This window comes from Roseimicrobium gellanilyticum (assembly GCF_003315205.1).
In the GTDB taxonomy this organism is placed as follows: domain Bacteria; phylum Verrucomicrobiota; class Verrucomicrobiia; order Verrucomicrobiales; family Verrucomicrobiaceae; genus Roseimicrobium; species Roseimicrobium gellanilyticum.
Window position 1 is genome coordinate 74,703 of sequence record NZ_QNRR01000013.1, and the last position, 24,073, is coordinate 98,775.

General features: G+C 60.9%; 18 protein-coding genes. 1 reads left to right on the top strand and 17 read right to left on the bottom strand.

Features of this window, described 5'->3' with window-relative positions; genetic code table 11:
* Positions 1-26 precede the first annotated feature (26 nt).
* Positions 27-2,210 carry an AMP-binding protein gene (locus tag DES53_RS26630; protein ID WP_113961380.1) on the top strand — a complete coding sequence of 728 codons (2,184 nt, stop codon included), beginning with the start codon at positions 27-29 and terminating at the stop codon, positions 2,208-2,210.
* Between the two features lie 169 nt (positions 2,211-2,379).
* On the opposite strand, the gene DES53_RS26635 is transcribed toward DES53_RS26630, so the two are convergent.
* The 17 genes from DES53_RS26635 to treY form a co-directional block, all read right to left on the bottom strand.
* Positions 2,380-4,914 carry a vWA domain-containing protein gene (locus tag DES53_RS26635; protein WP_113961381.1) on the bottom strand — a complete coding sequence of 845 codons (2,535 nt, stop codon included), beginning with the start codon at positions 4,912-4,914 and terminating at the stop codon, positions 2,380-2,382.
* Positions 4,915-4,968: 54 nt separating this feature from the next.
* Positions 4,969-6,825, bottom strand: a complete 1,857-nt coding sequence (locus DES53_RS26640) for a BatA domain-containing protein (protein WP_113961382.1) — start codon at positions 6,823-6,825, stop codon at positions 4,969-4,971.
* 12 nt (positions 6,826-6,837) lie between these two features.
* Positions 6,838-7,443 (bottom strand): hypothetical protein, encoded by a 606-nt coding sequence (locus tag DES53_RS33905; RefSeq protein ID WP_170157435.1) that lies wholly within the window; start codon positions 7,441-7,443, stop codon positions 6,838-6,840.
* A 23-nt stretch (positions 7,444-7,466) separates the two neighbouring features.
* The gene (locus DES53_RS26650) at positions 7,467-8,366 is read right to left on the bottom strand and encodes a DUF58 domain-containing protein (RefSeq protein ID WP_113961383.1); all 900 of its coding nucleotides are present in this window, start codon (positions 8,364-8,366) and stop codon (positions 7,467-7,469) included.
* Positions 8,367-8,392: 26 nt separating this feature from the next.
* Positions 8,393-9,910: an ABC transporter permease gene (locus DES53_RS26655; RefSeq protein WP_113961384.1), complete on the bottom strand. Its 1,518-nt coding sequence runs from the start codon at positions 9,908-9,910 to the stop codon at positions 8,393-8,395.
* Entirely contained in the window at positions 9,907-10,728 is an 822-nt protein-coding gene (locus DES53_RS26660) for a hypothetical protein (RefSeq protein ID WP_147263636.1), read from the bottom strand. Before DES53_RS26660 ends, DES53_RS26655 begins: the two co-directional genes overlap by 4 nt.
* A gap of 49 nt (positions 10,729-10,777) precedes the next feature.
* Entirely contained in the window at positions 10,778-11,815 is a 1,038-nt protein-coding gene (locus DES53_RS26665; protein WP_113961386.1) for an ABC transporter ATP-binding protein, read from the bottom strand.
* A gap of 38 nt (positions 11,816-11,853) precedes the next feature.
* On the bottom strand, positions 11,854-13,596 hold the full coding sequence (locus DES53_RS26670; RefSeq protein ID WP_147263637.1) for a hypothetical protein: 1,743 nt from the start codon (positions 13,594-13,596) through the stop codon (positions 11,854-11,856).
* Positions 13,597-13,648: 52 nt separating this feature from the next.
* Complete coding sequence (locus DES53_RS26675) at positions 13,649-14,671, bottom strand: AAA family ATPase (protein WP_113961388.1); 1,023 nt, start codon at positions 14,669-14,671, stop codon at positions 13,649-13,651.
* Positions 14,672-14,712: 41 nt separating this feature from the next.
* Positions 14,713-14,916, bottom strand: coding sequence for a hypothetical protein (locus DES53_RS26680; RefSeq protein WP_113961389.1), 204 nt, complete (start codon positions 14,914-14,916; stop codon positions 14,713-14,715).
* Positions 14,917-15,061: 145 nt separating this feature from the next.
* Positions 15,062-16,423: a hypothetical protein gene (locus DES53_RS26685; protein ID WP_113961390.1), complete on the bottom strand. Its 1,362-nt coding sequence runs from the start codon at positions 16,421-16,423 to the stop codon at positions 15,062-15,064.
* Between the two features lie 171 nt (positions 16,424-16,594).
* On the bottom strand, positions 16,595-17,122 hold the full coding sequence (gene tadA, locus DES53_RS26690; protein ID WP_113961391.1) for a tRNA adenosine(34) deaminase TadA: 528 nt from the start codon (positions 17,120-17,122) through the stop codon (positions 16,595-16,597).
* A gap of 61 nt (positions 17,123-17,183) precedes the next feature.
* Positions 17,184-17,474 (bottom strand): hypothetical protein, encoded by a 291-nt coding sequence (locus DES53_RS26695; RefSeq protein WP_147263638.1) that lies wholly within the window; start codon positions 17,472-17,474, stop codon positions 17,184-17,186.
* A gap of 155 nt (positions 17,475-17,629) precedes the next feature.
* Positions 17,630-18,892 (bottom strand): efflux RND transporter periplasmic adaptor subunit, encoded by a 1,263-nt coding sequence (locus tag DES53_RS26700; protein WP_170157436.1) that lies wholly within the window; start codon positions 18,890-18,892, stop codon positions 17,630-17,632.
* Positions 18,893-19,009: 117 nt separating this feature from the next.
* Positions 19,010-20,455: an efflux transporter outer membrane subunit gene (locus DES53_RS26705; RefSeq protein WP_113961394.1), complete on the bottom strand. Its 1,446-nt coding sequence runs from the start codon at positions 20,453-20,455 to the stop codon at positions 19,010-19,012.
* Positions 20,456-20,458: 3 nt separating this feature from the next.
* Complete coding sequence (locus DES53_RS26710) at positions 20,459-20,983, bottom strand: hypothetical protein (RefSeq protein WP_147263639.1); 525 nt, start codon at positions 20,981-20,983, stop codon at positions 20,459-20,461.
* A gap of 64 nt (positions 20,984-21,047) precedes the next feature.
* Positions 21,048-23,849, bottom strand: a complete 2,802-nt coding sequence (gene treY, locus DES53_RS26715; protein ID WP_113961396.1) for a malto-oligosyltrehalose synthase — start codon at positions 23,847-23,849, stop codon at positions 21,048-21,050.
* Positions 23,850-24,073: the final 224 nt, after the last annotated feature.

Consider the following 24,073-nt stretch of genomic DNA (forward strand, 5'->3'; position numbering starts at 1 on the left):
GGATGGCGGCTCCCCCGCCGCCACCGATGTCCACCACACATGCCGTCCCCAAACTGAAAGACAGTCCCATTCTCGGCAGGGAGAATCTGCCGTCCGAAGGGGTGCTGCTCATCCCGAGCCAGCTCGCGTATCATGACGTGCTGCAGCTCGAGAAACTATTTCATGGACGTGCCATCGTGTATCTCACGGTGCAAGGCGCTGCACTCGATGCCCGGGTGAAGAGCCATCTGCATGGTGAAAGTGTGCACGCACTGGAGATCGTGCCGAACTCCACGGATACCAGCGCGCTGCGCAAAGAGATCCAGGACGAAGTGAAGAAGGGCAGCGTGGTGGTCTACGTTCCCCAGCAGACTGCCACCCAGACCGCACCGCTTTCCTCCGTGCCTGGCACGCGCCTGGAGTTCCTGATGGAAGCGCATGTGCCGGTGCTGCCGCTGTACGTGCTGCACACCAACGATGTGGCGCTCGCCATCGAATCTCGCAAGGCGGAAGGGGACGCGGTGTACGCCTTCGGTCCAGTGCTCCGTGATGCGGAGGTCACCGTCGCCAAATATCAAGAGTCCCTCATGCTGCTCAATGAGCAGGCTTTCTCGCAGAACCCGACGCTGGATATGAATCTGGCGTACGCCCTCCTGAAGGGCCTGAAGAAGCATGGCTCGCTCACCCTCGTGGACGGCAAAGATGAGAAGGAAACTTCCACCCTGCCCTACGACAAGCTCCTCGCCGCGGCCATCGCGCTGAGCAAACACGTGAAGGCGGTGACGCAGAAGCCCCGCGTCGGGGTGATCCTGCCTCCCGGAGCCGGAGCCATGATTGCGAACCTCGCCGTGCTCTTCGCCGGGAAGGTGCCGGTGAACATCAATTTCAGTGCAGGTCGTCCGGCTGTGGAAAGCGCCATCAAGCAGGCGGATCTGGACCACTACCTCACGGCGGATCTCTTTGTCCGGAAGCTACAGACCTTCCCCTGGCCGCCGAACCGCCAGCTCACCTTCATTGAGCGCACGCTGCCCACCTTGAAGGGCGCAATGACGACCTGGTTCCTGCTTTCGAAGATCCTTCCCGCGAGCGTGCTGGCTTCGATGTTGGGAATCCCCACGAAGGGCGGCAATAAAGAGGCGCTCCTCCTCTTCACCAGCGGAAGCAGTGGTGATCCCAAGGGCGTGGCCCTCACGCACCGCAACCTCATGGCGAATGTCATGCAGTTTGGCTCGCGTCTCGCGCTCAGGCATGACGACAAGATTCTCGGCTGCCTGCCTCTCTTTCACAGCTTCGGCTGTACGGTGACGCTGTGGTATCCCATCATCCAGGGCATTGGCCTGGTGACCTACCCCTCTCCGCTGGAGACAAAGAAACTCGCGGAACTCATCGGGAAGCACAAGATCACGCTCTTCATCTCCACGCCCACCTTCCTGCGCGGTTATCTCAAGGGCGTGAATCCCGAACTCTTCGCCTCTCTGAAACTGGTGGTCACGGGCGCGGAAAAACTTCCGAAGGCCGTCGCAGAAGCCTTCGAAGCCCGCTTCGGCAAAAGAGTATTTGAAGGCTACGGCCTCACGGAGACGTCTCCAGTCAGCAACGTCAATCTTCCCGACCCTGAGACCACCGGAGACGAACTGATGATACCAAGCTACCGCTTCGGTTCCGTGGGTCAGCTCATTCCTGGTCTCGCGGTGAAGCTCACCGACCCGGAGAGCGATGAGCCGGTGAGCATCCACGAAAGCGGCATGGTATGGTTCAAGGGACCCAACGTGTTCGAAGGTTATCTCAAGAATCCGAAAAAGACCGAGGAGGTCATCAAGGATGGCTGGTTCCGCACGGGTGACATCGGCCGCATGGACAAGGATGGTTTCCTGTACATTGAAGGCCGCCTGAGCCGCTTCTCCAAGGTGGGCGGTGAAATGGTGCCCCACGAGACCGTGGAAGATGCACTGGTGAAGGCGCTTGGTCTGGAAACAGAAGCCATGCGTCGCATCGCCGTCGTCGGTGTGCCTGATGTGGAAAAGGGCGAAGCGCTCGTGCTTCTCACCACCCTGCCCGGCGGCAGCGTGCAGCAGGAGATTCTGGACCTGCGCTACAAGCTCCTCGACCGCGGCATGGCTCCCTTGTGGATTCCCAAGAAGATGGTTCGTGTGCCGGAAATTCCCGTGCTGCCCAGCGGCAAGCTGGATGTGAAAGGCTGCGAGAAGCTGGCGAAGACGGCAGGGTGGTAACTGGTGGTCCGCACAGTCCCTTGTGCGGATCGCGTGAAGTCACCCAGCGTCCACCCTCTCCCTTTTGGGTGAGAGAACGGCGTCGTGCTGCTGGCATGCGTTCGAGGACATCAACATGTCAGAGCGAGGTCACCTTGGCTGACCGCACATGGAATGTGCGAACCCCACGCTACGCCTCCTTCTTCCCAAGCGGATTCCATCCCGTCCGCGTCTGCCAGGCCTCAAACACGAGCATGGCCACAAGGGCGATGAGGAGCCACCGCTGCAAGTCCCGCCACGCGGGTGGCCGCGGTGCATTCCACACGTCACTCAAGTCCACACGTTCCGCACCACCACTGCGCTGACTCACCGCACGCAACTCCGTGAGGCGTGAGCGATCAAAGCTCCATTCCGGATTCACCGCCGAATTGATCGGGCCGAAGGGGAAGGCGGAATCTCCAATCTTCACCGCACCGCGTACATAGTGCTCACCCACGACCTCGAGCGTTGCACGGAAATGACCAGGCGCGAGGCGTTCCCAATTCACCGGGCGAGCCACCCCGCTGGCTCCTTCTGCGAGCACCAGCTCTGGAGCATGCAATGCCACACGATCATTCCATGTCTCATCAAAGAACAAGTCAGCCTTGAGTCGGCTGCCGTCCATTCCTGCGCGAAGTCCCACCCCCGGCGGCACCTGCTCCCCCATGAGCCAGCGCCCCAGGCTCTGGCAGAAGCTGCCATAGTTTTTCCACGCGCGCGTCTTCTGGGAGTGGTCCCCACCCAGCGGACAGCTCACGGCTGCCACGCGTCCCGCGCCGCGCTGCCAGAAGGCTACCAGCGGAGCGGAATATTCATCCGACGTCACCGCCGCCTGGGTGGCTCCCGGCCGCAGGTAACTTAGGTTGTATCCATCCGCCTGCGGCATCCACTCCATGGCGCCCGAGGCCATTTCCATCCAGCCAGGCGTCCCCTTGATGTCCACGGGTTCCTCGACAAATGCGGAACGCGCCACCGCCACCGTCTCCTGAGCGAAGAGAGCAGGCAGTTCATTGGGGTTTGCGTTGAAAAAGATGCGGCCATTGCCTCGCTTGGCCACGTCCTTGAGAAAGTCGGCATCGGTGTCCTTTTCCGTCCCCAGACCGATGACACTTACCGTGGTATTCGCCTTCTGCATCTCCTCCAGCAGCTTGATGTATTCACCCGGCTCTTCCGCATCCGCGGCATCGGCAAAAAGGATCACATGACGCTGCCCCACGCTGGCCATCTGCAGTTGTTTCCACGCAGCCAGGAGCCCCTGGTAAACATAGATCCCGCCCCCAGTACTCTCCACACGACGCACGACGTTCTGCAGCGTGCCGCGATTCTGGCCCACAGCCATCAGCGGAGCGATTTCATGCGCCTCGCTATCAACCGCAAAGACCGAGACGAAGTCATTGTCCCCCAGCAATTCAATGCCGCGGGCTGCGCCCTCGTTGGCGAGATCCATCTTCTGCATGGACGTGCCGGCCACAGTCATGGCCATGCTGCCGGAACGGTCCATGACGATCGCCATCGCCACGGCAAGCTTCCGGTGTTCTTGCTTCAGCTCCATGCTGACCGGCAGCAAAGGTTCCAGAGGCGAGCCAAACCAACCGCCCGCGGCGAAGCTGTGCTTGCCCCCAATCATCGCCAGACCACCGCCCTGGTGATGCACAAAGAAATCGAGCGCGCGCACAAACTCCGAATCGATGCGGTACGCAGGGACATTGTTGAGGATCACCACCTTTGCCCCAGTGAGCGAACCTATCTGCAGTTCATTCAGGGCATTGATCACCTGCACATCGAAGCCCTGGGAACGCAGCACGTCCGCGAGCGGATCCTGTTCGTAGGCGGTTGCCAGCACGATACGAGGTCCGCCCTGCACCTCCACCCACTGGGCTGCCGTGTTGTTTCCAACCAGGGCATCCTCGGGCGGCAGCAGTGTGGCCTGATAACGGAAAGCACCCGCTCCGCTCAACCGGTCCGTGAAACGAAGTCGTCCCACACCGTTTACGACCTCCACCTCACGTTTGCCGATACTGGCGCCATTGCGGAACAACTCCAACGGCACCGTACCATCCTGATCCGCGAGTACCACCACCTCCGCAAGGAAGGCCTCACGCAATTGCACCCGGCGCGGCAGGACGAAGGCGGCAATCCGCCAGTCGTTCTTGGCCTCTTGCGCCGCGAGGCGGAAATCCATCGGCACGCTCTGGCTGGAAAGCCGATCAGAAAGACCATCGAGCGGCTCAGTGCTGTAGCCATCTGTCAGCACCAGCAGGCGCGAGGCCCGCTCATGCCGCATCTGCGCCAGCGCGTGGCCTGCGGCGGAATTGATGCGCGTGGCGCGGGTATTGCCGGCGAACTCGGTGCTGCCTGCACGGAGTTGTGCGCCTCGTGTCACGGCTTCATCAGCGAAATCCACAAAGTGCAGCCGATCCGCCGGCTTCTTGGAGCGCTCAAGAATTGCCTCCCACTCCACGAGCTTGGGACTGAGGAGATCTTTTGCGGAATCCGAGCGATCAACCAGCACCCAGAGTTCCAGCCCATCACCATGCCGGCGCACCTGGATCTGGCAGAGCAGCACTGTCACCAGCAACAGGCACAGGATCCGCAGGGGCTTCTCCAGACGCAGGCCACGCCAGTACCATCCCGCCGCGGCAAAGAGCGGGAGCAGGAGCAGCCATTCAGGGTGAAGCAGACGCATGGACGAAGTTCTATGGGAGGGTGTGTGTGATGGGGTGTACCAGTAACGGATATATCACGCGGTCGCCGGGACAGCGGGAGTGGCTGCGCTGGCGCGAGGCTTGGCACCGCCCTGGCGCCAGGCCCACGCCGCCAGCAGGCAGGCCAGAATCAACAAGACCCACAGTGCGGTGAGAGGGTCCGCCTCCGTCTGCTTCATGGCCGCTTCCCAGCGGCGCTGCTCCACGGTATCGACCTTCTTGGCACCGGCAAAATCAGCCTCACGAGTATCCGCGAACTGGGCTGAGCCACTTACCAGCGCACGCTCGCCCTGCCGCACCTGGAAGAATCCTACCATGGCGGGCAGATGGCCGTCATAACGCACCACCTTTCCATCATGATGCAATTGCAGTGGTGGCGCTTCGGGCGCTTCATCCGCAGCGACAGGGATATCCTGTCCGGATTCAAAGTTCCCCGACCACGGCTCTGTCATTCCCAAGCGCACCTCCTCGAGGAAACGATGAATCATCACCAGCATGGCCGGATGCCTCGGAGCATTCGACTGCGTGATGTCCCAGGCGAGAAGCAACCGGCGGGTGGGCCGGTTCTCGGCTGTACGTCCGCGCCGCACCATCGCGAGCACGCGCTCACCTTTCCAGAGGAGCGGCTCATCCGTCTCGGTTACGGCAAGCTCTGCGGGCCGGGGCGTGAGCAGGCCCATCCAGTTCATGTCCCGGACCAGGGGATGATCTTCCGCGATGGTCCACGAACCATCCAGTTGCATGCCATCGCCCGTCTCCACCGGGAACTGGATACCCGCCGTCTCCAGCGGTGTGCCCAATTCTGACACCACCAGATGAGGCTGGCGCAGCGCGCTGCCGGTATCGGATCCCGCGGCTGCGGCAGCAGCGCTCCCTCGCAAGACAACCTGTTCCGTCGCGCCCAGCATCTTGCGCCAGAGATCTCCGGCCTGACCTCCCAGGCGCACCTCAGCCTCCACCACCCGGGGGCGGGGCTTTTGAATCGGCAGGCGATCATCCCACACGAACTTGTCGCCACCCAGCAACAGCACCGCACGCTCGACATCCGGAGGAAACTCACCCTCAAGATGGATGGTCTGTCCGGGCGGAATATCCAGTGTCCGCTTCTGGGGAGCTCCACCTGTGCCTGGGGAAAGGTCGGGATAGTCCACCCACCATTCCTGGCGCGCGGGCTTGTCTCCATAGTTGCGAACGAGCGCCTTCCATTTCATGCCTCCATTCGTGCCTGCACTGCTGTCCGCGAGCTTCACCTCCGCTCCGGCGAATCCGGTATTCTGCAGAGGGTCGCCAGCGGACAACACTGCAACATCTGAGGAGACTTCAATCTCGCGGTCCGTGACGAAGATGACAATGCCATTCGACTTCACCAGACCACGGGCAATGAGCAGGGCGTCATCCGGGCGATGTGTGCCCTGGGAGGGCTTCCATTCGTCAAAGCCACGCAGGACACCGGCCATCTCCGCGCCGGCATAGAGCGTCGGTTTGCGCGCGTCCGACTCCAACAAATGCCACTCCGTGTGAGCAGCGGTACGGGACCAATCGCGAAGTTTCCCTGCCAGCAACTCGCGTGTTTCATCCTTGAACGCACTCATCGACACCGAGCTGTCCAGCACCACCGCCACCGTTTGTCGCGAGTCCTGGCGAATCCAGCGCGGCTCCACCAGCACCCACGCAAGCAACAGGGCCGCCAGCAACTGCAGCCACAGCGGCACCGAATTGCGCAATCTCTCGAAGCGCATGCCTCCCACACTCTCCGGCTTCACTCGCTCCAGCAGGAAGAGCGTGCTTACACGGACCCTTCGTGACTTCTCCTGAAGGAAATGGATCACGAGAATCGCCGGGACGGCGAGCAGGGCCCAGAGGCCGGCAGGATTGGCAAGGAGGAGACGCACGAGGTGGCAGTGCTAGCTGTTGGTTGCGGGAAAGGGAACAGGCTCCGGCGCAGGTTTGGGAGCGGCCGGCACCGGAGTCGGAGCAGGCGGAGAAGAGCCCGGTGCAGGGGCGTTCTTGGGGGCGTTGTTGAGCAGCTTGTCCAGCGCTGCGCGGGTGCCGTCATCCTCACTCACGCCACGAGCTTCGAAGCCTTCACCCAGGTCCGGACGGGGCAGTGATTTGATCTTCTGCTCCACTTCCTTCATGCGATTGGCCAGCTCTGCCTTTTGCGCTTCGTCATTCGTGGCTGCAGCCTTCGCCTGCTGTTCCTTCAGCGCGTTTTGCTCTGCCTGAAGTTTGGCCTTCTCCGTTTCCACCGCGGTATGGCTCACGGATGTGGATGGAGTGACGACCTCCAGTTCCTCCTTTAGTGGTGCAGCCTTGGGTGGCGCTTCTTTCGCAGGTTCCTCTGCGGTCACAGGAACGGGGGGCGGTGCGGGAGCAGCCACAGCGGAAGCGCTCTCAGACTTCGGGGCAGTCTTCGATTGCGACGTGGCTGGGGCTTCCTCCTTCGAGCACGAAGCCAGCGAAACCGCGAGAGTGGTGACCAGGGTCAGCGTGAGGGTGGGGTTCTTCATGAATGATCAGGCAAAGTGTTCCTCTACATATCAATGCAACCCGATCCCACGGCTTCCATCCTCAAGGCAGCGAGGATCTCCACCTCTGCGGGCACGCGGGCAAATCCCATGCCATGCCGCACACACTGCTCGCGCCACAGCGAGAAATGGGTGGCATACGCACGGTGATAGCGGGTCATGGTATCCTTCTCCACGCGACGCTTGTCACGCAGTGTGGACTCACATTCTTCAAACTCGATGTTCCCCTCCCAATCCGGCTGGGATTCCTCCTGACAGAAGGGGACCAGGATGACGGCGCGCCCCTTCCCCGTGACGAGCTGATTCGTCACCCGATCCGGTGGCGACTCGCTGAGGAGATCGCTCAGCAGGATGCGCAAGGAGCCCGTGCGCATCGGAGTGCGATCGATCAAGGAAGGCAGCATCACGCCCGTCAGCTTTTCCTTCAGGGGCCAGTCATAGGCGAGCAGCCGATCCACTGGCGTGTCCCGCGACTCATCATCCAGCATGTGCACCCGTGTGGAGGCGCCGAGACGCAGTGCACTCTCGAGGCAGAAATACAACAGCTCCCAGGAGCGCGTGGCCTTTTGAGTCGTGAGGAACATGGACGGGCTCGCATCAAACAGAATATCCACCCTCGGCGTCACCTCCTGCCGGTAGAGTTTCATCGTGTAGTTCCCGGAGCGCGCATAAGCCTGCCAGTTGATGTGGCGCGGATCATCGCCTGGGAGGTAAGGACGCTGGTCCTGGAAATCGATGGAGCTCCCGGTTCCCTGCCCCAGTACGCTGCCCGCGGTACCACTCCACTGACCACTGCGCAGAGGAAGTCGCGCCACGCCAGTCACGGCTTTCATGCGCGCGTGAATCGCCGCCAGGGCCGCAGGGGTGGAAGCTTTGGCAGTGGAGGATGTGACAGCAGCAGCCATGATGCTAACGAAGGTGATGTGAGCAATCAGGCGGCATTCGAAACTACCGGCGTGGGATAATCAAACTCCTTCGTACTCGCCTGCGATTGCTTTTCCAGTTCTGAGATGAAGCGGAACTCACGCATGGCCCGGAAGCCCAGATATGCGCAGATGATGGCGCAGGCTGGAAGGGTGAACATCGCATAGAAATGCCCCAGCGGACTGGCCGCCCCTTCCTCCATCAGCACGAACCACACACTGGTGGGCAACGGCGCGAGCCAGCGGAAAGCATCCTCCGGATCAAGACTGGGCGCATTGCCAGCCACATTGGCGACCACATAGCAAAGCCCGAACAGCGCCTGGGACAACACATAAAGCCAGATGGGCTGCCGTGCCCTTGGGAAGAGCAAAATCACCACCACGGGTGAAATGATGGAGGTGAAGATGATGGGGAACATCAAGCGCGACTCCAGCAGGTAGTCTCCGAGTTCCACCGGTTTGAAGCGCTGAATCACACCCATGCCGATGGCAAACGCCAGTCCGGCAAGCACCAGGGTAAACACCAGACCCGATGCCCAGCCGGGATACAGCAGACGGCCCGCCAGCCTGCCAAAGAATCCACGCCGGGCAAAGCTGGAGTACAGACTCGGCACGTGCTGCGTGCGCTCACTGAGCGATTCCAGCATGACCCACGCAGTGGCAACAGAACAGCAGAGAGTCCAGGTCATGGACGCGTGTTCCTCACCGAACCATGCCAACAACACACCTACCGCTCCCATCACAAGAATCACCATGCGCTTCCGTCCGGAGTGATTCTCCGAGATGGGCGCGATGCGCGACGCTGCAATCTCCAGCAGCAGGTACACGTGCATCACTGCCAGGAGCGGCAGCATCCACAGGAGCCATGTTCTCGATGGGCCGCCTCCCGAGACGAGGTAGGACCGGTCAAACACCATCGAGAGCAGAAAGCTCATCGCAAAGAACAGGCCCAGCACCACCAGAATACGGAGGGCGATGTGCGCACTTGAAAGCGCAAGCGCTCCCGCGGTGAGCACCATGGAGGCCAGCATCATGATGCCGATGCCGGTGAGATCGGAAACAATATCCACCTCGCCAAAGAAGTACCGCAGCACCGCGTAAGGCAGGATGGCAGTCACCACGAGGAGCGTCTGGGCAATCAGGGCCACCCACTTGCCCAGCACAATGCGGAATGCCGTGAGATGCGTCAGCTGTACCAAGTCCAGCGTATTCACCTTCAATTCCTCACTCACCGCCGTAAGGCCGCGCGCCGGCATCAGGATCAGCAGGGGAATCCAGATGAAGGCGGCGAAGAATCCGCTGAAGCCGTCCGCACTGCCGCTGCCTCCGTGCGCCACCTCCAGAAGCTGGAGCCCGGTGATCAGAATCATCACGACCTGGATGAGGATGAAGGTGGTGATGAACATCTTTGTCTTCAGGCCCTGGCGAAGTTCCTTCACCAGGATGGGACTGAGCCAGTCGGCAAAGTCCATGCCATTCGGAAGAATGCGCTCGGGCGCTCGGGGGGCAACAGTGGCGGAACTCATGAAGTGGGGGAAGACGTGGGAGTGGAGACAGGCGGGGGTGATGCAGGAATGGCGTGGAACTGCCAGTCCACGGAGCGTCCGTCATTAAAACGGGACTCCACGATGGCCAGCGGAAGCACAGCCACAAAGATGGCCACCACCAGCCAGATGAGCACGGACATGAAAACGCCGGCGCTCCAGTCGCGACTGACATTGATCATCATCCAGAGAATGCTTTCGAAAATTGGCAGGCCACCCAGGATCAACAATCCTCCCACTACCGCGCGCCACACGGCCGGCATGATGGCAAGCAACAATCCCCAGGCCGCGATCACACCGGACGCCACTCCGATCCAGGCGAGCCGCATGAAGTCACCCACGACGTCCACACCGCTGAGGAAATAGCGCAGCGTGATGTAGGGCAGCATGGTCGTCATGATGAGTCCCACCATGAACATGGTCACCACCAGCTTGCTCACGGCGATGCGCCGCGCCAGCACACCGGTCACACGCAGCAGCGGCAGATTACCGGGCTCCACATCCGCATCGGCAATGAAGATGCCCCGGAGCGGCAGCAGGACATGGAGCACGAGCGTGATGTTCGCAAAGAACAGGACATCCATCCACATCTTCCCCATGGTTCCCGCACGCCCTCCCGGAGTTTCCATCCCATAGAGCATGTGCACCGCAACGAGTACCACCATGCTGAACTGCACCCAGAGGAACAGCCAGATGAACCACCGGCTCCGCAACCCCTGACGCAGATCCTTCACCAACAGCGGGCTGAACCAGTCCGGAAAGTCTGGTGCTGCGTTGATGGAACTGACGGCGGCGGTCATGTCGTTTGGAAAAGGCAACTGAAAGCGATGGCTGGGGTGCCGGGAAAAATCAGGTGTGCCGCGTGCTGCCATCCACGGAAATCTTGCGCAGCATGTCGACAAAGGCGTCTTCGAGCCGCCGCTCTTCACGGTGAAACTCGATGACTGGCAGACCATCCAGGATCATCTTCTTGAGTCCTGCTGCCAGCACGAGCGGATCACTGCTTTCCACCAGCAGGCGGGCGCCATCACGCCGCTCTTCCAGCAGGGACCAGAGTGGATTCATGGATGCCCACTGGGTGAGCATGTCACCGGGTCCGGCCAGCACAATGTCCAGCACCATCTGCGCGTTCCCGTTGGCGCTGTTCCCATGATTGCGGCGCAGGGACTCCGCGGAACCGTGGTACACCATCTTCCCTCCATCGATGAAGAGCAGGGTGTCGCACATCTCCCCCAGTTCACTGAGGATATGGCTGCTGATGAAAAGCGTCTTCCCGCGTTGCGCGAGCAGGCGCACGAGATTCTTGAACTCCAGGCGCGCCTTGGGATCCAGGCCCGCAGCAGGTTCATCCAGGATCATGAACTCCGGATCCGGCAGCAGCATGCGGCCAAAGCAAAGCCGCTGGCCCATGCCCTTGCTGAGCTTGTTCATGGGACGATCCGCCAGCACGGTGAGATCCGCGAAGTCCATCACTTCCTCCACCCGGGTGCGCCGCTGCTCGCGCTTGAATCCGTACGCACGCGCAAAGAAATCCAGGTATTCGAAGACAGTCATGTGCGCGTAGGTGCCGTAGTGGTCAGGCATCCAGCCAATGAGTCTGCGCACACTGCCCGGGCGCTGTACCACATCCATGTCCGCAATGCGGATGGTGCCGCTGTTGGGCACATCCAGGGTGGCCATCATGCGCATGGTGGTGGTCTTGCCGGCACCGTTCGCGCCGATGAAGCCCACCACCTGTCCGCGGGCGATATCAAATGAGATGTCCTTCACCGCATGCACATTGTCGAAAATGCGGTTCAACCTCCGCACCGTGACCAGCGTCTCCGGCAGCGGAGGTGGCACAGGGGCGGTGGCGGATGCCGTGACGGAAGCGGGTGATGCAGACATGAGGAAAGAAAGAAAAGGATTCGAGAAAAGAGGGGCTCCTAGCGCTTCACATAGGGACCGGCGAGCAACAGACGCTCATGATTCCACCTGACGGAAGGCAGCGTGCCGATGGCGAATTTGGAAGCATCTGCCGCTTCCGCATAAGCGAAGCCGGGACGCTTCTCCACCTGCTGAAGCAGCGACTTCACCATGGGCCCGGATGCCTTGCCGGCGTGATCATGCATCCACTGTTCCAATTCCGCGATGTCGCTGGCCCGCATGGTCGTCTTCTCCCCAGTACCCACATCCTCGGCGGCCCACACCTTCCCGGCATCATCGACAATGAACATCCGCTTCAGAGGAGCTTCCACGGTAGAAAGCACACTGGGGGCCGATCCTTCGGCGGAGAATATCTCAATGCTCGCGCGGCTTGGGCGGATCGTCTGGAGCAAATGCGACTGCAGGGACCGGCTTGCAAACCAGGCTCCGTTGCGATGGCTTTCCGACTCCTCGACATTGAAGCGCGACTGCCAGTTCGACGACTGGCGGCCGGTACTGTTGATGCTGATGGGCGCCATCAAGTCGGCATCGGCCCGGTCAAAACCGCGCCCCAGCAATACGCCCGTCTTGGCCACCTGCTCTTGTGTCACGGCCAGTCGCTTTTGCTCCGGCAGCATCAGGGCAAAGATCGTACGTGCTCCAGATCCCCCGATGCCGTCCTGTAGCACCATGAGTACCAGCAGCAGACCGCTCGCCGCCAGCGAGAGGAGCGGCGTGGTCCAGAACAAACGCTGGCGCTGCCCTGCGCCAGCCAGCCAGAAGAGATTCACCGGCCCCACCAGAAGACCAAAGATCGCGATGAAGCTGAAGATGAGACCTGACTTGATGGTGAGGGGTCCCACGATCTCCGCGAGTCCCCACTTCTTGCTGTAGCCCGACATCAGTTCACGACGGCTGGCATCCTTCCCCGCCTTGATATCCGTCACCATGGAGTCCAACGGCAAAGAGCTGCCGGACCATGATTGGACGTGGATTTCTCCGGCACCCACGCGACGGCGTGAGTCTACCACAGGAGGCAGGCCGAGTTGTTCGAGTCGTGCAACACTCGTGTCCCCACACAGCAGATGCACATCGCCTCCCATCGCCACCCATTCCAGCATGGCGGCCTTTGCTGTCGCACTCATGGATGTCCAATCGCCATCATCCATCCACAACTGGGCCAACCCTGTGTATCCCCGCCAGTCCTCCGGCGCCGCCGGAATCTCCACCTTGGATCCCTGCAGCGCAGTGCCGGAGTGTGAGCCGGAGAATTTGTTTTCCAGCGCACTCCATCCCTTGGCATGCAGCCCGGCGCTCATGCCAATGAACTCCGTGCGGCTGCTGCCGTAGCCACCGCTGTTGTGCAGATTCCCGGCCGATTGATCGGCCACACCGGGCCCCTTCACGCGGAAGTCGATGGTGGTGTAGTAGCTCGACTCAGGATGCAGCAACACCGGCGCATACATCATGCGCTCCCCTTCCTTGCCGCCTTCCACCGTGATGTCCACCGAGGAGGTGCCTCCTGTGTTGCACATGGACGTGATGGTCCATGTGTGGGTTTGCTTTTCCACATTCCGAATGCGAATCCGGATGGGAACCGCTCCCGCTGGCGGGCAACCGTCCAGCCAGCTCTCCAGACGGATGTCGATCCCACTGCCCGCGTCCATACGGGGAGACAGCACCGTGGCTGCCGGCGCAATGCCCGCAGCCATGCAGCCAAAAAGCACAAGGGGGAGAAGGCGTCGATGAAGGGAAAGAAACATGGGGAGTGGCGGGAATCCGAAGCCAGAGTGTGTGCGGAAGACGGGAGCGTGATCAGATCTTGGCGGCACGAAGCGTGTTGGGCAGCGGCTTGTCCTGCGCCGGCACATTTTCCAGCAGCTTTGCGACAATCAGATCCGGAGTGAGACCTTCCAGCTTCGCGCCATAGTCGAGCAGGATGCGATGGCGCAGCACGGCGGGAGCGACGGCACGCACATCTTCATAGCTGGCGTTCAGACGCTGCTCCATGAGTCCTCGAGCCTTTGCCGCAGCGGCCAGGGCGAGGGCGGCACGCGGGCTGGCGCCGAACTTCACACCACCGGCATGCGGCTCACCCGGGTGCGTGGCCTTCACGAGGCGGGCGATGAAGTTCGCCACCGGCTGCGGCATGAACATGCGACGCGAAGCCTCCAGCAGAGAATTGAGTGAAGCGGCATCCATCACCACATCCACCTGGGGCTCCACACCGATCTCGCGATGCAGCACGATCTTCTCCAGCGTATCCGCATCATTGCTGCGCACATCGAGCTTGAAGAGAAAACGATCCAGCTGCGCCTCAGGCAGCGGGTAGGTGCCTTCCAGTTCAATCGGGTTCTGCGTGGCCAGCACAAAGAAAGGAGCGGGCAATGCGTGGGATTCGCCCATCACCGTGACGCGGCGCTCCTGCATCGCTTCCAGCAATGCCGACTGCGTCTTGGGCGAGGCGCGGTTGATTTCATCCGCGAGCACGAGGTTCGCAAAAATGGGGCCCGGCTGGAATACAAAGCGACGGCCATCGGCGGTATCCTGCAGCATGGGGTTGCCAGTGATATCACCTGGCAGCAGGTCAGGCGTGAACTGGATGCGTTTGGCAACGAGCTGCAGCGTTTTTGCCAGTCCCTTCACCAGCTCCGTCTTTCCCAATCCGGGAAGACCTTCGAGCAGCAGGTGTCCACGTGCCAGCAGGCCGGTGATGACATGATTGATCAACTCATCCTGCCCGAAGAGCACTTGCTGCAAGGCCGCGCGAAGTTTTTCAACTGCTGCTGAGGCGGTCTGAAGTTCGGGCTCGGTGAGTGGTTGGAGGGTGGTGCTCATGTCTGGAAGATTGAAAAATTGTAACGGGTGAAGAGATGGTCTTAAAAGAGGAACCGCCACATGCGCACATCATCAACATTGGCGAGTAGAAGAAACATTGGGGGGCCGTCCGGCGTCTTGCCAAACAGCCTGCAACCCACCATGGAGACTTTCATGGTTGCCGCCGTCATCACGCTGTCCCTGCCGGGGTGAACAACCAGCATGAGAGCATGATTTTTCTGTACCGATGCGGAGGCCAGCACCATCGCGATTTTGGATTTCCACTCCAGAGGTGCCCTTTCCAAACGGCCTTACAAACAACGCCGCAAGACAAATCACCAGCAGTGAGCAGCCCCACCACGTCAACGCCCTCCGACTCTGTGCCACCCCGCCGCTCATGTCCTGCTGGTGTTATTTGAAGTACCTCTTCAGCGCCTCGCGTTCACTGGGCAGGAGCGAGTTCTGCCACACGGCAGCACCGCCATCACCCGTGTTGGAAATCGTGCCCCCGGCCTGGGGTCCTTTGTAGGCATTCTTGTCCACCTCATGCTTGCCATCGCTTACCGTGAGGAGGTCGCCCGGGGCAACACGTTCCATGTCGATCTGAGAGTTCACGGCCTCAGTCTTGGTGGAATTCAGATTGGTTTCCTCTGAGCTCAAGGTGATCGGCGCGGTACCCGGTCCGCGAGTGATGCCCCCTCGGCCTGGACCATCTTCTCCTTCTCCTTCACCGTCCTTGCCCTTTCCCTTCCCCCTTCCTTTGCCTTTGCCACTGCCATTGCATCCCTGGCACTCGGTCAGTTTCAGTTCCGGTGAGTTCTTGAGGGCATCCTGCAGCGCCTGGGCATTCTTCTGCAGTTGCTTGGCCAGATTTTGCATCTGCTCCTTGCTCATGCCGCCCAACCCCTTGCCGCCCATCTGCTGAAGCTGCTGTAGCAATTGTTCATTCGGCTTCATGCCTCCAGTGCGCATGGCCTGTGCGGCATTGCCCAGTTCATTCCCCAGGGAATCCTTGGCTTCTTGAGGCAGGGCATCGCCCGCCGCCTGCAGGGCAGAGGCGGCACGCTCGGCATCCGCAAGATTCTGCGAGAGTTCACGCAGCATCTCCGCGGTTTGATCGCGCAGATTTCCTGCCGCCTCGAGGCTGCCGTGTTCATACCAGTTCTCTGCGGGACGCTGGAGCAGCTCGGCAATTTTTTTCTCCACTTCCTCCACAGACTCCTCCTCCACGGCCTCTTCCTTCTGGAGGTTCTCCATCCACTCCTTCACCTCTTTCACTGCGGTCGGCTCCTGGACGATGCGTTTCTTGTCCACTTCACGCTGGGCCACGGGCACCCACGCCGCCAGGAGGAGCACCATGCCGGACACGGCCAGAACCGTCACGGGACGTTGCCAACGCCACTGCACCGGCCATTTGATTTCCTGGGGCGGTGTGGGCCAATCCCCCACCCCGGCCTCAGCGGCGCTGAGACGTGTCTTCAATCCAAGGGCATCCTCCAGCCGGATACGCGCCGCTTGAGGAGTTTCGTAGCGCGAGCGCCCCAGCCACCAGGCCAGCACCGCTGCGAGCACAAGCACCGCACCAATGCCACACCATACCCAGCGAAGCTCGACGACCGGCATCCAGCGGACAAACAGGATCGCCACAGCGCCAACGAGCGCCGCGCCAAGCAGCCAGCCGGTCCAGCTCTCCAGCCACCAGCCGAAGTTCACACGTCTCGCCAGGCTGCGAGTCGCAGCCTGCCAATAGCTGGCGGTTTTTTCCGGTGGCATGCGATGGGAAGTCTAGCGGTGTGGAGAGGTGCTTGGCAACGCGGAAGTCCCGCTTCACGGCGAATTCATCATGGCTTCATGGTGTCTTCACACGCAGACACCTGCGCCAGGGAGCGCAAGCATCGTGCCGGGCATTTTGACCGAGATGCGGTCCGGACGTTCGTTTCTGAGTCAGAGATCTGACAGTCCCTTTTTGTGGATCAACCCATTGGCGCGGCGTTCCCTGGCTTCGCGGAAGAAACTTTTCAGCACCATCACGCACTCATCCCCGAGCACTCCAGAGACAATCTCACTGCGATGATTGAGGTTCGGAGCCTGAAGGAGATTCCAAAAACCGCCGGCTGCGCCCCCCTTGAGATCCGGGCAGCCAAAGATGACCCGCCGCACCCGGCAGTGCATGATGGCTCCGGCACACATGGGACAGGGCTCCTTGGTCACGTAGAGGTCACACTCATTCAGCCGCCAGTCACCCAAGGCGCTCTGAGCCTGGGTCAGGGCAATCATTTCCGCATGGGCCGTGGCGTCCTTGAGCGTCTCCACCTGATTCCAGGCGCGGGCAATCACATGTCCCTCACGCACAATGACTGCCCCAATGGGCACTTCATCTTGCCTGGCGGCCTTGCGCGCCTGGCGCAGGGCTTCCCGCATGAAATGCTCGTCTGTGCTGACAATGATGGGCTCGTCCCCCGCCTCTTCCATGGCAAAGGCTAGACCGGGTTGGTCACGGGTGCATGCGAATCTTCAAATCCGCAGTCCGGCCTCAACTGACAAGGGCATGGGCCGCCTTTGCCTTGTTGAGCAGGACGATGGCACCCACCATGAGGATGGCTCCACCGATCAGATACACGAGCCGAATATTCTGCCTCTCCAAGGTGCCGATGTAATGGTCAATGAAAGAGACCGCGATCGCTCCGACGAAAAACATGATCAGGGGCCAGACCCATTCGCTGCCAAGCTCGATCACGGTGTCTTCTTCTCCGGGAACGGTGTTTTCAAAACCTTTGAAAGCCCAGAAGGTGAGAACACAAACAATGAAGATGATCAGGCGCACGGGCCCGAAGTTAAAGCTCATGAATCAGTGGGGGGTTGAGCTACATCTTATTACCCACGGCGGGCAAAACGCGAGTATCCACTGCAACTTTTCCACCATTCTGAAGCGGCATTCAGGAAATCTTGCCAATCCACCGTATCAGCGGATGCCAGCAATTACGAAGGTCCACCCTTGGGTGCAGGAACGGGTTTGGTCGCGGTCGCGTCCGACTTGGCCATGCCTACCGTGCTGGCTTTGCCATCGATCACCGGATCCACGCGAGCGCCATCTGCCGGAAAGGGAATGGGAGTCAGGCACAGCACTTCACCCTCTTGGGGTGCCTTGGGAGCATTGGCGGCGATCACGATTTGCTTTTCATCGCTCACCAGAGGCTCCACCAGCACACGACGAAGCGTGTTCTTCGGGGATATGAGGATGATTTCATTCCCGGCCCGTACTGCACTGCGAGGGATGACATATACATCCTGGAGCGTTTCCCCGGTGATCTCCGCTTCCACGAACTGGCCCACCTTGAGCGGGGGGAGTCCATCGCTGCGCTTCGCGTAGGGATCATCCACCTGAGCGACGGCGATGATTTGGCGCGTGCTGGCATCCATGGCGCCCTCCACACGGACGATGCGGCCTCTCCATGAAGCGAGCTTTCCGTTCATTACAGCGTTCAGGCGGACCTCGGCGTTCGCCGTGGCCGCGGATTCTGAGCCATCACGGTAGTTCTCCGGGAGCGCCAGGAACCGCATGCCACGCTCCGGCAGGGGCAGGCGGATTTCCACATAGTCGACCGCAAATACCTTGGCGAGCTGCGTGCCGGAGGTGACGAGCTGACCGACATCCACCAGCTGCTCCAGCACCTGCCCGGCGAAGGGTGCACGGATGGTGGTGCGCTCCAGGTCACGCTCGGCCTTCAATACCTGGGCTTTGGCGGAGGCGACATCGGCATGCGCCTTGGCGACTTGGGGCTTGCGCATGGCGAGGGCATTCGGCTCGCCAGACCGACCCAGGGCCTTCCAGTTTTCCAGCGCCTGCTCAGCCTTGGCCAGTTCCTCTGCCAGCATGGACTCCGCCTGTGCCACGGCTGCCTGGGCGACCACGACTGCGGTCTCATAATCCACGGGGTCGAGCTTCATCAGCACCTCACCCTTCTCAAAGAAGCCTCCAGGTTTGAAGTTGGAGCTGCTCTCCACGATCTTCGCGGAGACTTCTGGCAGCAGGGTGGTCTGTGTGCGCGGCTGCACCATGCCCTGCGAGGTGACGACCACGGGAAAAGAGGTCTTCTTCAACCGCGTACCCTCCACCTGCACGAGCACAGGGCGCACCTCCTGCATTTTTGTCTCCGGACGATTCACGAGCAACCACCATGTGCCCGCGCCGCTGGCGGCGAGGATGGCAAGGGGAATGATGACGCTCAGGAAGCGGATCATGCAGGGGGCGAATGAGATGTGCGGGGGCGAACCGGAATCCAAGCGTCTCACACAATGATGCACCATGCGAGGGAAAACGGACGGTGGAAGGAACCGGCCCGGGCGCCCGAAGTTGCCTCAAAAATCACCCCCGAGGGCGAGATGCAGATCCGCCCGATTGCGCAGTCGCTGGGCTTTGATCACCGCGAGAGCACTGCGTGCATCAAACGCACGCTGCTGGGCATCGAGGAGAGTGAGGATGTCCACCAACCCACGCTCGTACTGGCCGGTGGCAAGCTGTACCGAGCGGGCGGCCTCCGTGGAGGCACGCTCAAGGGCGGCCTCCTGCTCCAGCAAATAGGCCTCTGCCGAAAGAGCCGATTCCACTTCCTTAAACGCAGTGGTGGCCGTGCTGGCATACAGCGCCAGGGCTTCCTCATAACGGGCACGGGCGAGATCGACATTCGCCTTGATGCGCCCACCTTGGAAGATCTGCTGGGCGACATTTCCCGCCACCGTCCAAACCACCGATCCCTGGTCGATGAGGAAGCTGAGATCCTCAGTGCTCAGGCCGGTGCCACCGGTGAGATTGAAGCTCGGAAGAAATGCCTTCTTTGCGGCGCTCTCCTCGCGCAGGGACGCCTCCAGGCGGCGCTCGGCAGCACGGATGTCCGGCCGGCGTAGCAGGACTTCCGATGGGATGCCCGCGGGCACTTTGAGCTTCACGGTGGGCAACGCCGAAAGACCCGTCTCCTTCCCGCCGGGATAAGCTCCCAGGAGAACCTCAAGGACGCGACGCGCCTCATCTGAGGCACGCTTGCGCAGGGCGAGGGACTCCTCCGCACGAGCAAGATCCGCACGACTCAGGCTCACATCCAGCGCAGCGCGATCCGAGTCCAGGCCACGTTCCAGCTGCCGCTCGACGATCTGCAGGTGGGTGCGGCGGGAGTTCACGTTGTCCTCCGCGAGCCTGACCTGCTCCTTGGATTCCACCAGGGTCACCGCACCTTTCACGACATTCGCCGCGAGAGAAAGCTTCGCCGCGTGCAGGTCTTCGGCGGCGGCTTCGGCATCCGCTACGGCAGCACCACGCTGATCCTTGATGCGACCCCAGAAATCCACCTCCCAACTCACATCGAGTCCAAGCTCAAACCGATTGCTCCGCTGTCCCACACCCACGAACCGCTGGCCGGAGGCACTCTGATTGCGGCGTGCGTTGAAATCGGTCGCAGCCTGCGGCCAGAGATCTGCACCTGCAATGCGCACTTGCGCACGCGCCTGCGTGACCCGTGCCGCAGTGGCCTTCAGATCGGGATTCTTCGCGATGGCTTCATCCACAAGGCGGGTCAGTTCACCGTTTCCAAAATCAGCCAGCCAGCCAGTCGCCGCCTTGGACGGAATCTTCGGGCCTCGAGACCATTTCTCCGGCACAGACTGTTCATGCGCCGTGAGATCTCCCTCTTTGCGCGCCTTGCCCCACGTGTCCCGGACTGCACACCCGGGAACCACCCAGGTGAATGCGCCCACACAGCAAAGCTGCGCAATACGGGTGAGGGAAATTCTTGAAGAGCGTTGGCGCAGCATTGGTCAGGGCTTCTTCAACTCAGGATCGTTGACGTAGTTTCCCTCAAGGCGTTGGACATGTTGCACGTCGTAGCCGCTGGCGGTCTTCGTGAGCTTGTACTGATGCCTCTCGTAGTCCTTCTTGTACGCCCAACCGGCAGCCACCTGAAAAGACTCGCCCCCGGCGCGCTTGATTTCCGCGATCTGGATCTGCACCGGAGCGAGACCGCTGCGGGGATCAATGATGGTCCGATCCGGGTCATCGCGCATGGTCAGCACCTCTCCGGAGATGAAGGTGAGCTTCAGATCCTCCATGCGGCGGACGAAGTCCATGCTGGTGCTCTTGAGATGCGGGCCCTTCACCACCGTGTACACCTTGGGAATCTCCGGATGCACGGGAGGCAACGTCTTGATGACGTGGCGCACGATGGCCTCACCCTCCGGACCTTCGTAGTCATCCAGGGAAATCTTCCCCCCCTCACTGGAATCACAGGAGGCAAGGAAGGCGGCAATCAATAGAAAAAGGGCGGCTCGGAACGTGCGGGACATGAAGGTTGGGATGCTCCATGGTGAGGGGCTCCTGCGCAAGCGTCAACGGCGGGCACGTGTCAGATCAAGCCCCCGTGTCTCCGGACACCAGCACCGCGAAGGGCAGCTCGGCAAAGAGGTCCGTGAGGGGCGCCGCTCCCACTCTGGCAAACACTCTGCCGGTGAAGACATCCCTCCACCCACTCGCGGAGGAGTCAGGCAGGTCCATCGCGGTATCTTCCCAGCAGTCACCGACCGGTGGGAAGCCCAGTGGCCGGGTCAGCCGCGGGACAACCACCACCATGCCAGCCTCGGGAGTGGCGCGACGGAAGGCGAGGCACCTCTCTGCATGGCGGCCATTCGCCACGAGAGGCTCGTAACTGCCGGAGAAAAACAAAACCGGGCTCGTTTGCCGCAACTGCAGAAGTCGTTTGATGAGGAAGAGCTTGATTCGTCCATCCTTCCAGTTGGCCAGCAAGTTTGCTGGAGAGGCGGAAGCGAGTGACTGTAGTGAGTGCTGTCGGGCCACGTAATCCACCGGTCGGCGATTGTCCGGATCCACGAGACTGAAATCCCACATCTCTGTACCCTGGTAGAAATCCGGAACGCCGGGCGTGGTCAGCTTGAGCACGGTTTGCGTCATGGAGTTCACCGCCCCCAGCTCAGCAATGCTGGCTGCGAGGGGCTCAAACAAGGTGAGGAATCGATTCTTGGATCCCGGCGTCAGAATGCGCTCGACGAATGCCTCCACGGCCTTGTCCCAGGCTTCGTTGGGATCAATCCAACTGCTGTTCACCTTGGCCTCGTGCAGGGACTTGGTCATGTACTCCTGAAGACGTTTCAGATAGACGCCGCGTTCCTCGTCATTCATCGGCTGCAGTGGCCATGAGCCAAGAAGCGTCTGGTACAGGAAAAACTCCTCATTCGCATCGGGGACCAGCACGCCATCCAGAGTTTCCTTGTGCTTCCGATTGACCGTATGCCATTTGCGCACGGCTTGCGACCATTCCACGGGCATCTCACTCAGGGCGAGAATACGGGCCCGGACATCTTCGGAGCGCTTGGTATCATGAGTTGAAGTCGCCAGGAGATTGCCCGGCCAATCGGCCTGCCGCGCGGCACACTGCTTGTGAAAGCTCTCCAGGGGAGTTCCGTAGATGCCCGGGTTGCCCCCCACTTCATTGAGCGCCACGAGCCGGTTGTAGACATAGAAGGCTGTGTCCTCCACCCCTTTGGCCATGATGGGACCAGTGCACTGCTGGAACTTCACCACAAAGGCACGCCGTACTTCCTCATCCAGCGGATGCGGATTCTCTGCAGGCGGCAGCAACACGATACGAATGAACTCAAACACCGAGCGCTCCAGCGCGGGATTCCTCCGCCGCGCCAGCGCGATGGCCTGCGAAATCACCGTCGCATCCGCATCCCCCACCGGATGCTCCGGGTCAATGTACGAGCGATACACGGGAAAGCTGGCGATGACCTCGCGAATGGCCGTGGTGAGCGCATTGACAGTGAAGTCGCGGTACCATCGGTGCATCTCCGCCAGACGGCTGAGCATGGTGCCAAGCACATTCACCTCACTCGCCATCGTGAGCTGCATGATGAGGCGCTTGCTCTGGCAGACCATTTCCCGGTAGTCAGCATGGTCGCCGAGAAACTTTTCATAGCACTGCGTGAGCCTCCTCTCGCTCGCGCGGTCCACGAGGACATGCATGGCTTGCGTGGCGAACTCATACCCCGTGGTCCCATCTGTTTGCCAGCCAGACCGCAATTTCTCGCCGGCACCCAGAATCTTTTCAACAAACACCCACCCCGGAGTATTTCCACTCGTGGCCTCCGCAATTTTCTGCCTCAGGGTTTCCAGATACTGCGCAGGACGCGCAAGGCCGTCAATGTGATCGATGCGCACACCATCCAGGCTACCGTTGGCAAAGAGCTCCAGCAGGAGGCGATGAGTCGCATCAAACACCTCCGGCAGTTCCACCCGGATGGCAGCCAGCGAATTTACGTCGAAGAACCGGCGATAGTTGATCTCTTCCGCCGCGACGCGCCAGTAGCTCAGACGGTAGGGCTGCTCCGAGATGAGTGCATCGAGGCGATCCAGATTCTTGGGATCGCTGCCATCCTGCCACACCTCCACGGCCGCTTGGATGGCCTGGTGCACCTCGGGTTCCATTTCGCAGAGCCGCACGAGACGCTCACGGATGACACGTTTTTCGCGCACGCGCTCTGCAATCCTGGCCGGGTCTGTCTGGTCGCGTGTGGGAAGATTCTCCAACGCCGTGATGATGCTGTGCAATTCATCGGGCGCCTCTCCCAGATTCTCCGCCGCCCTCTGCAGCAACGGCCTGGTCGTGCGGGTCGCGATGGGCAGCACCGCACCGGGGCACTCCAGTTTGAAGGCACCATGTTCATACTTCAGCCGCAACTCCCCGCGCTCCAGCACACGACCGTATTGGTCTCCAAGAATGGGCAGCAGGACCTTGTTCTCCAGAGCAGGCTTGAGCGGATGCCACTCCACATCGAAGTAGCCCGCATAAGGCGACGCCGGGCCGTTCTCCAGCACATTCATCCACCACTCATTGTTCGGATCACTGATGCCCATGTGATTCGGCACGAAATCCGCGATGAATCCCATGCCATGCCGGTGCAACTCGGCGACCAGGGCGTCAAATTCCTCCCGGGTGCCGATCTCCGGGTTGATCTCATTGTGATCCGCCACGTCATAGCCATGGAGACTGCCCGGACTGGCGCGGAAGATCGGAGAGGCATACACGTGACTGACTCCAAGAGCATGCAGATACGGTACCAGAGCCAGGGCATCACGAAACGTGAATCCCTGGTGATACTGCCAGCGGTAGGTGGCGAGGAGCGCAGCCTTCATGCACGAGGAGCGTTGCCGGAAGGAACCGGGTGTTTCATGCGGCCAACTCCAGCGGGCATTGCGAACTTCAAGCAGATGGCCACCAGCGCAGCACTCCCACCATGAACGGGCATCCACCACTCCATCCCGGGCTTCACTTGCAGGGAGTTCTGTTTCGATATTCTTTCCTTCATTCGGAGTCGCTTCGACTTGCTCGCAACGAAGACGCGTGCCGCCTGCCGTTG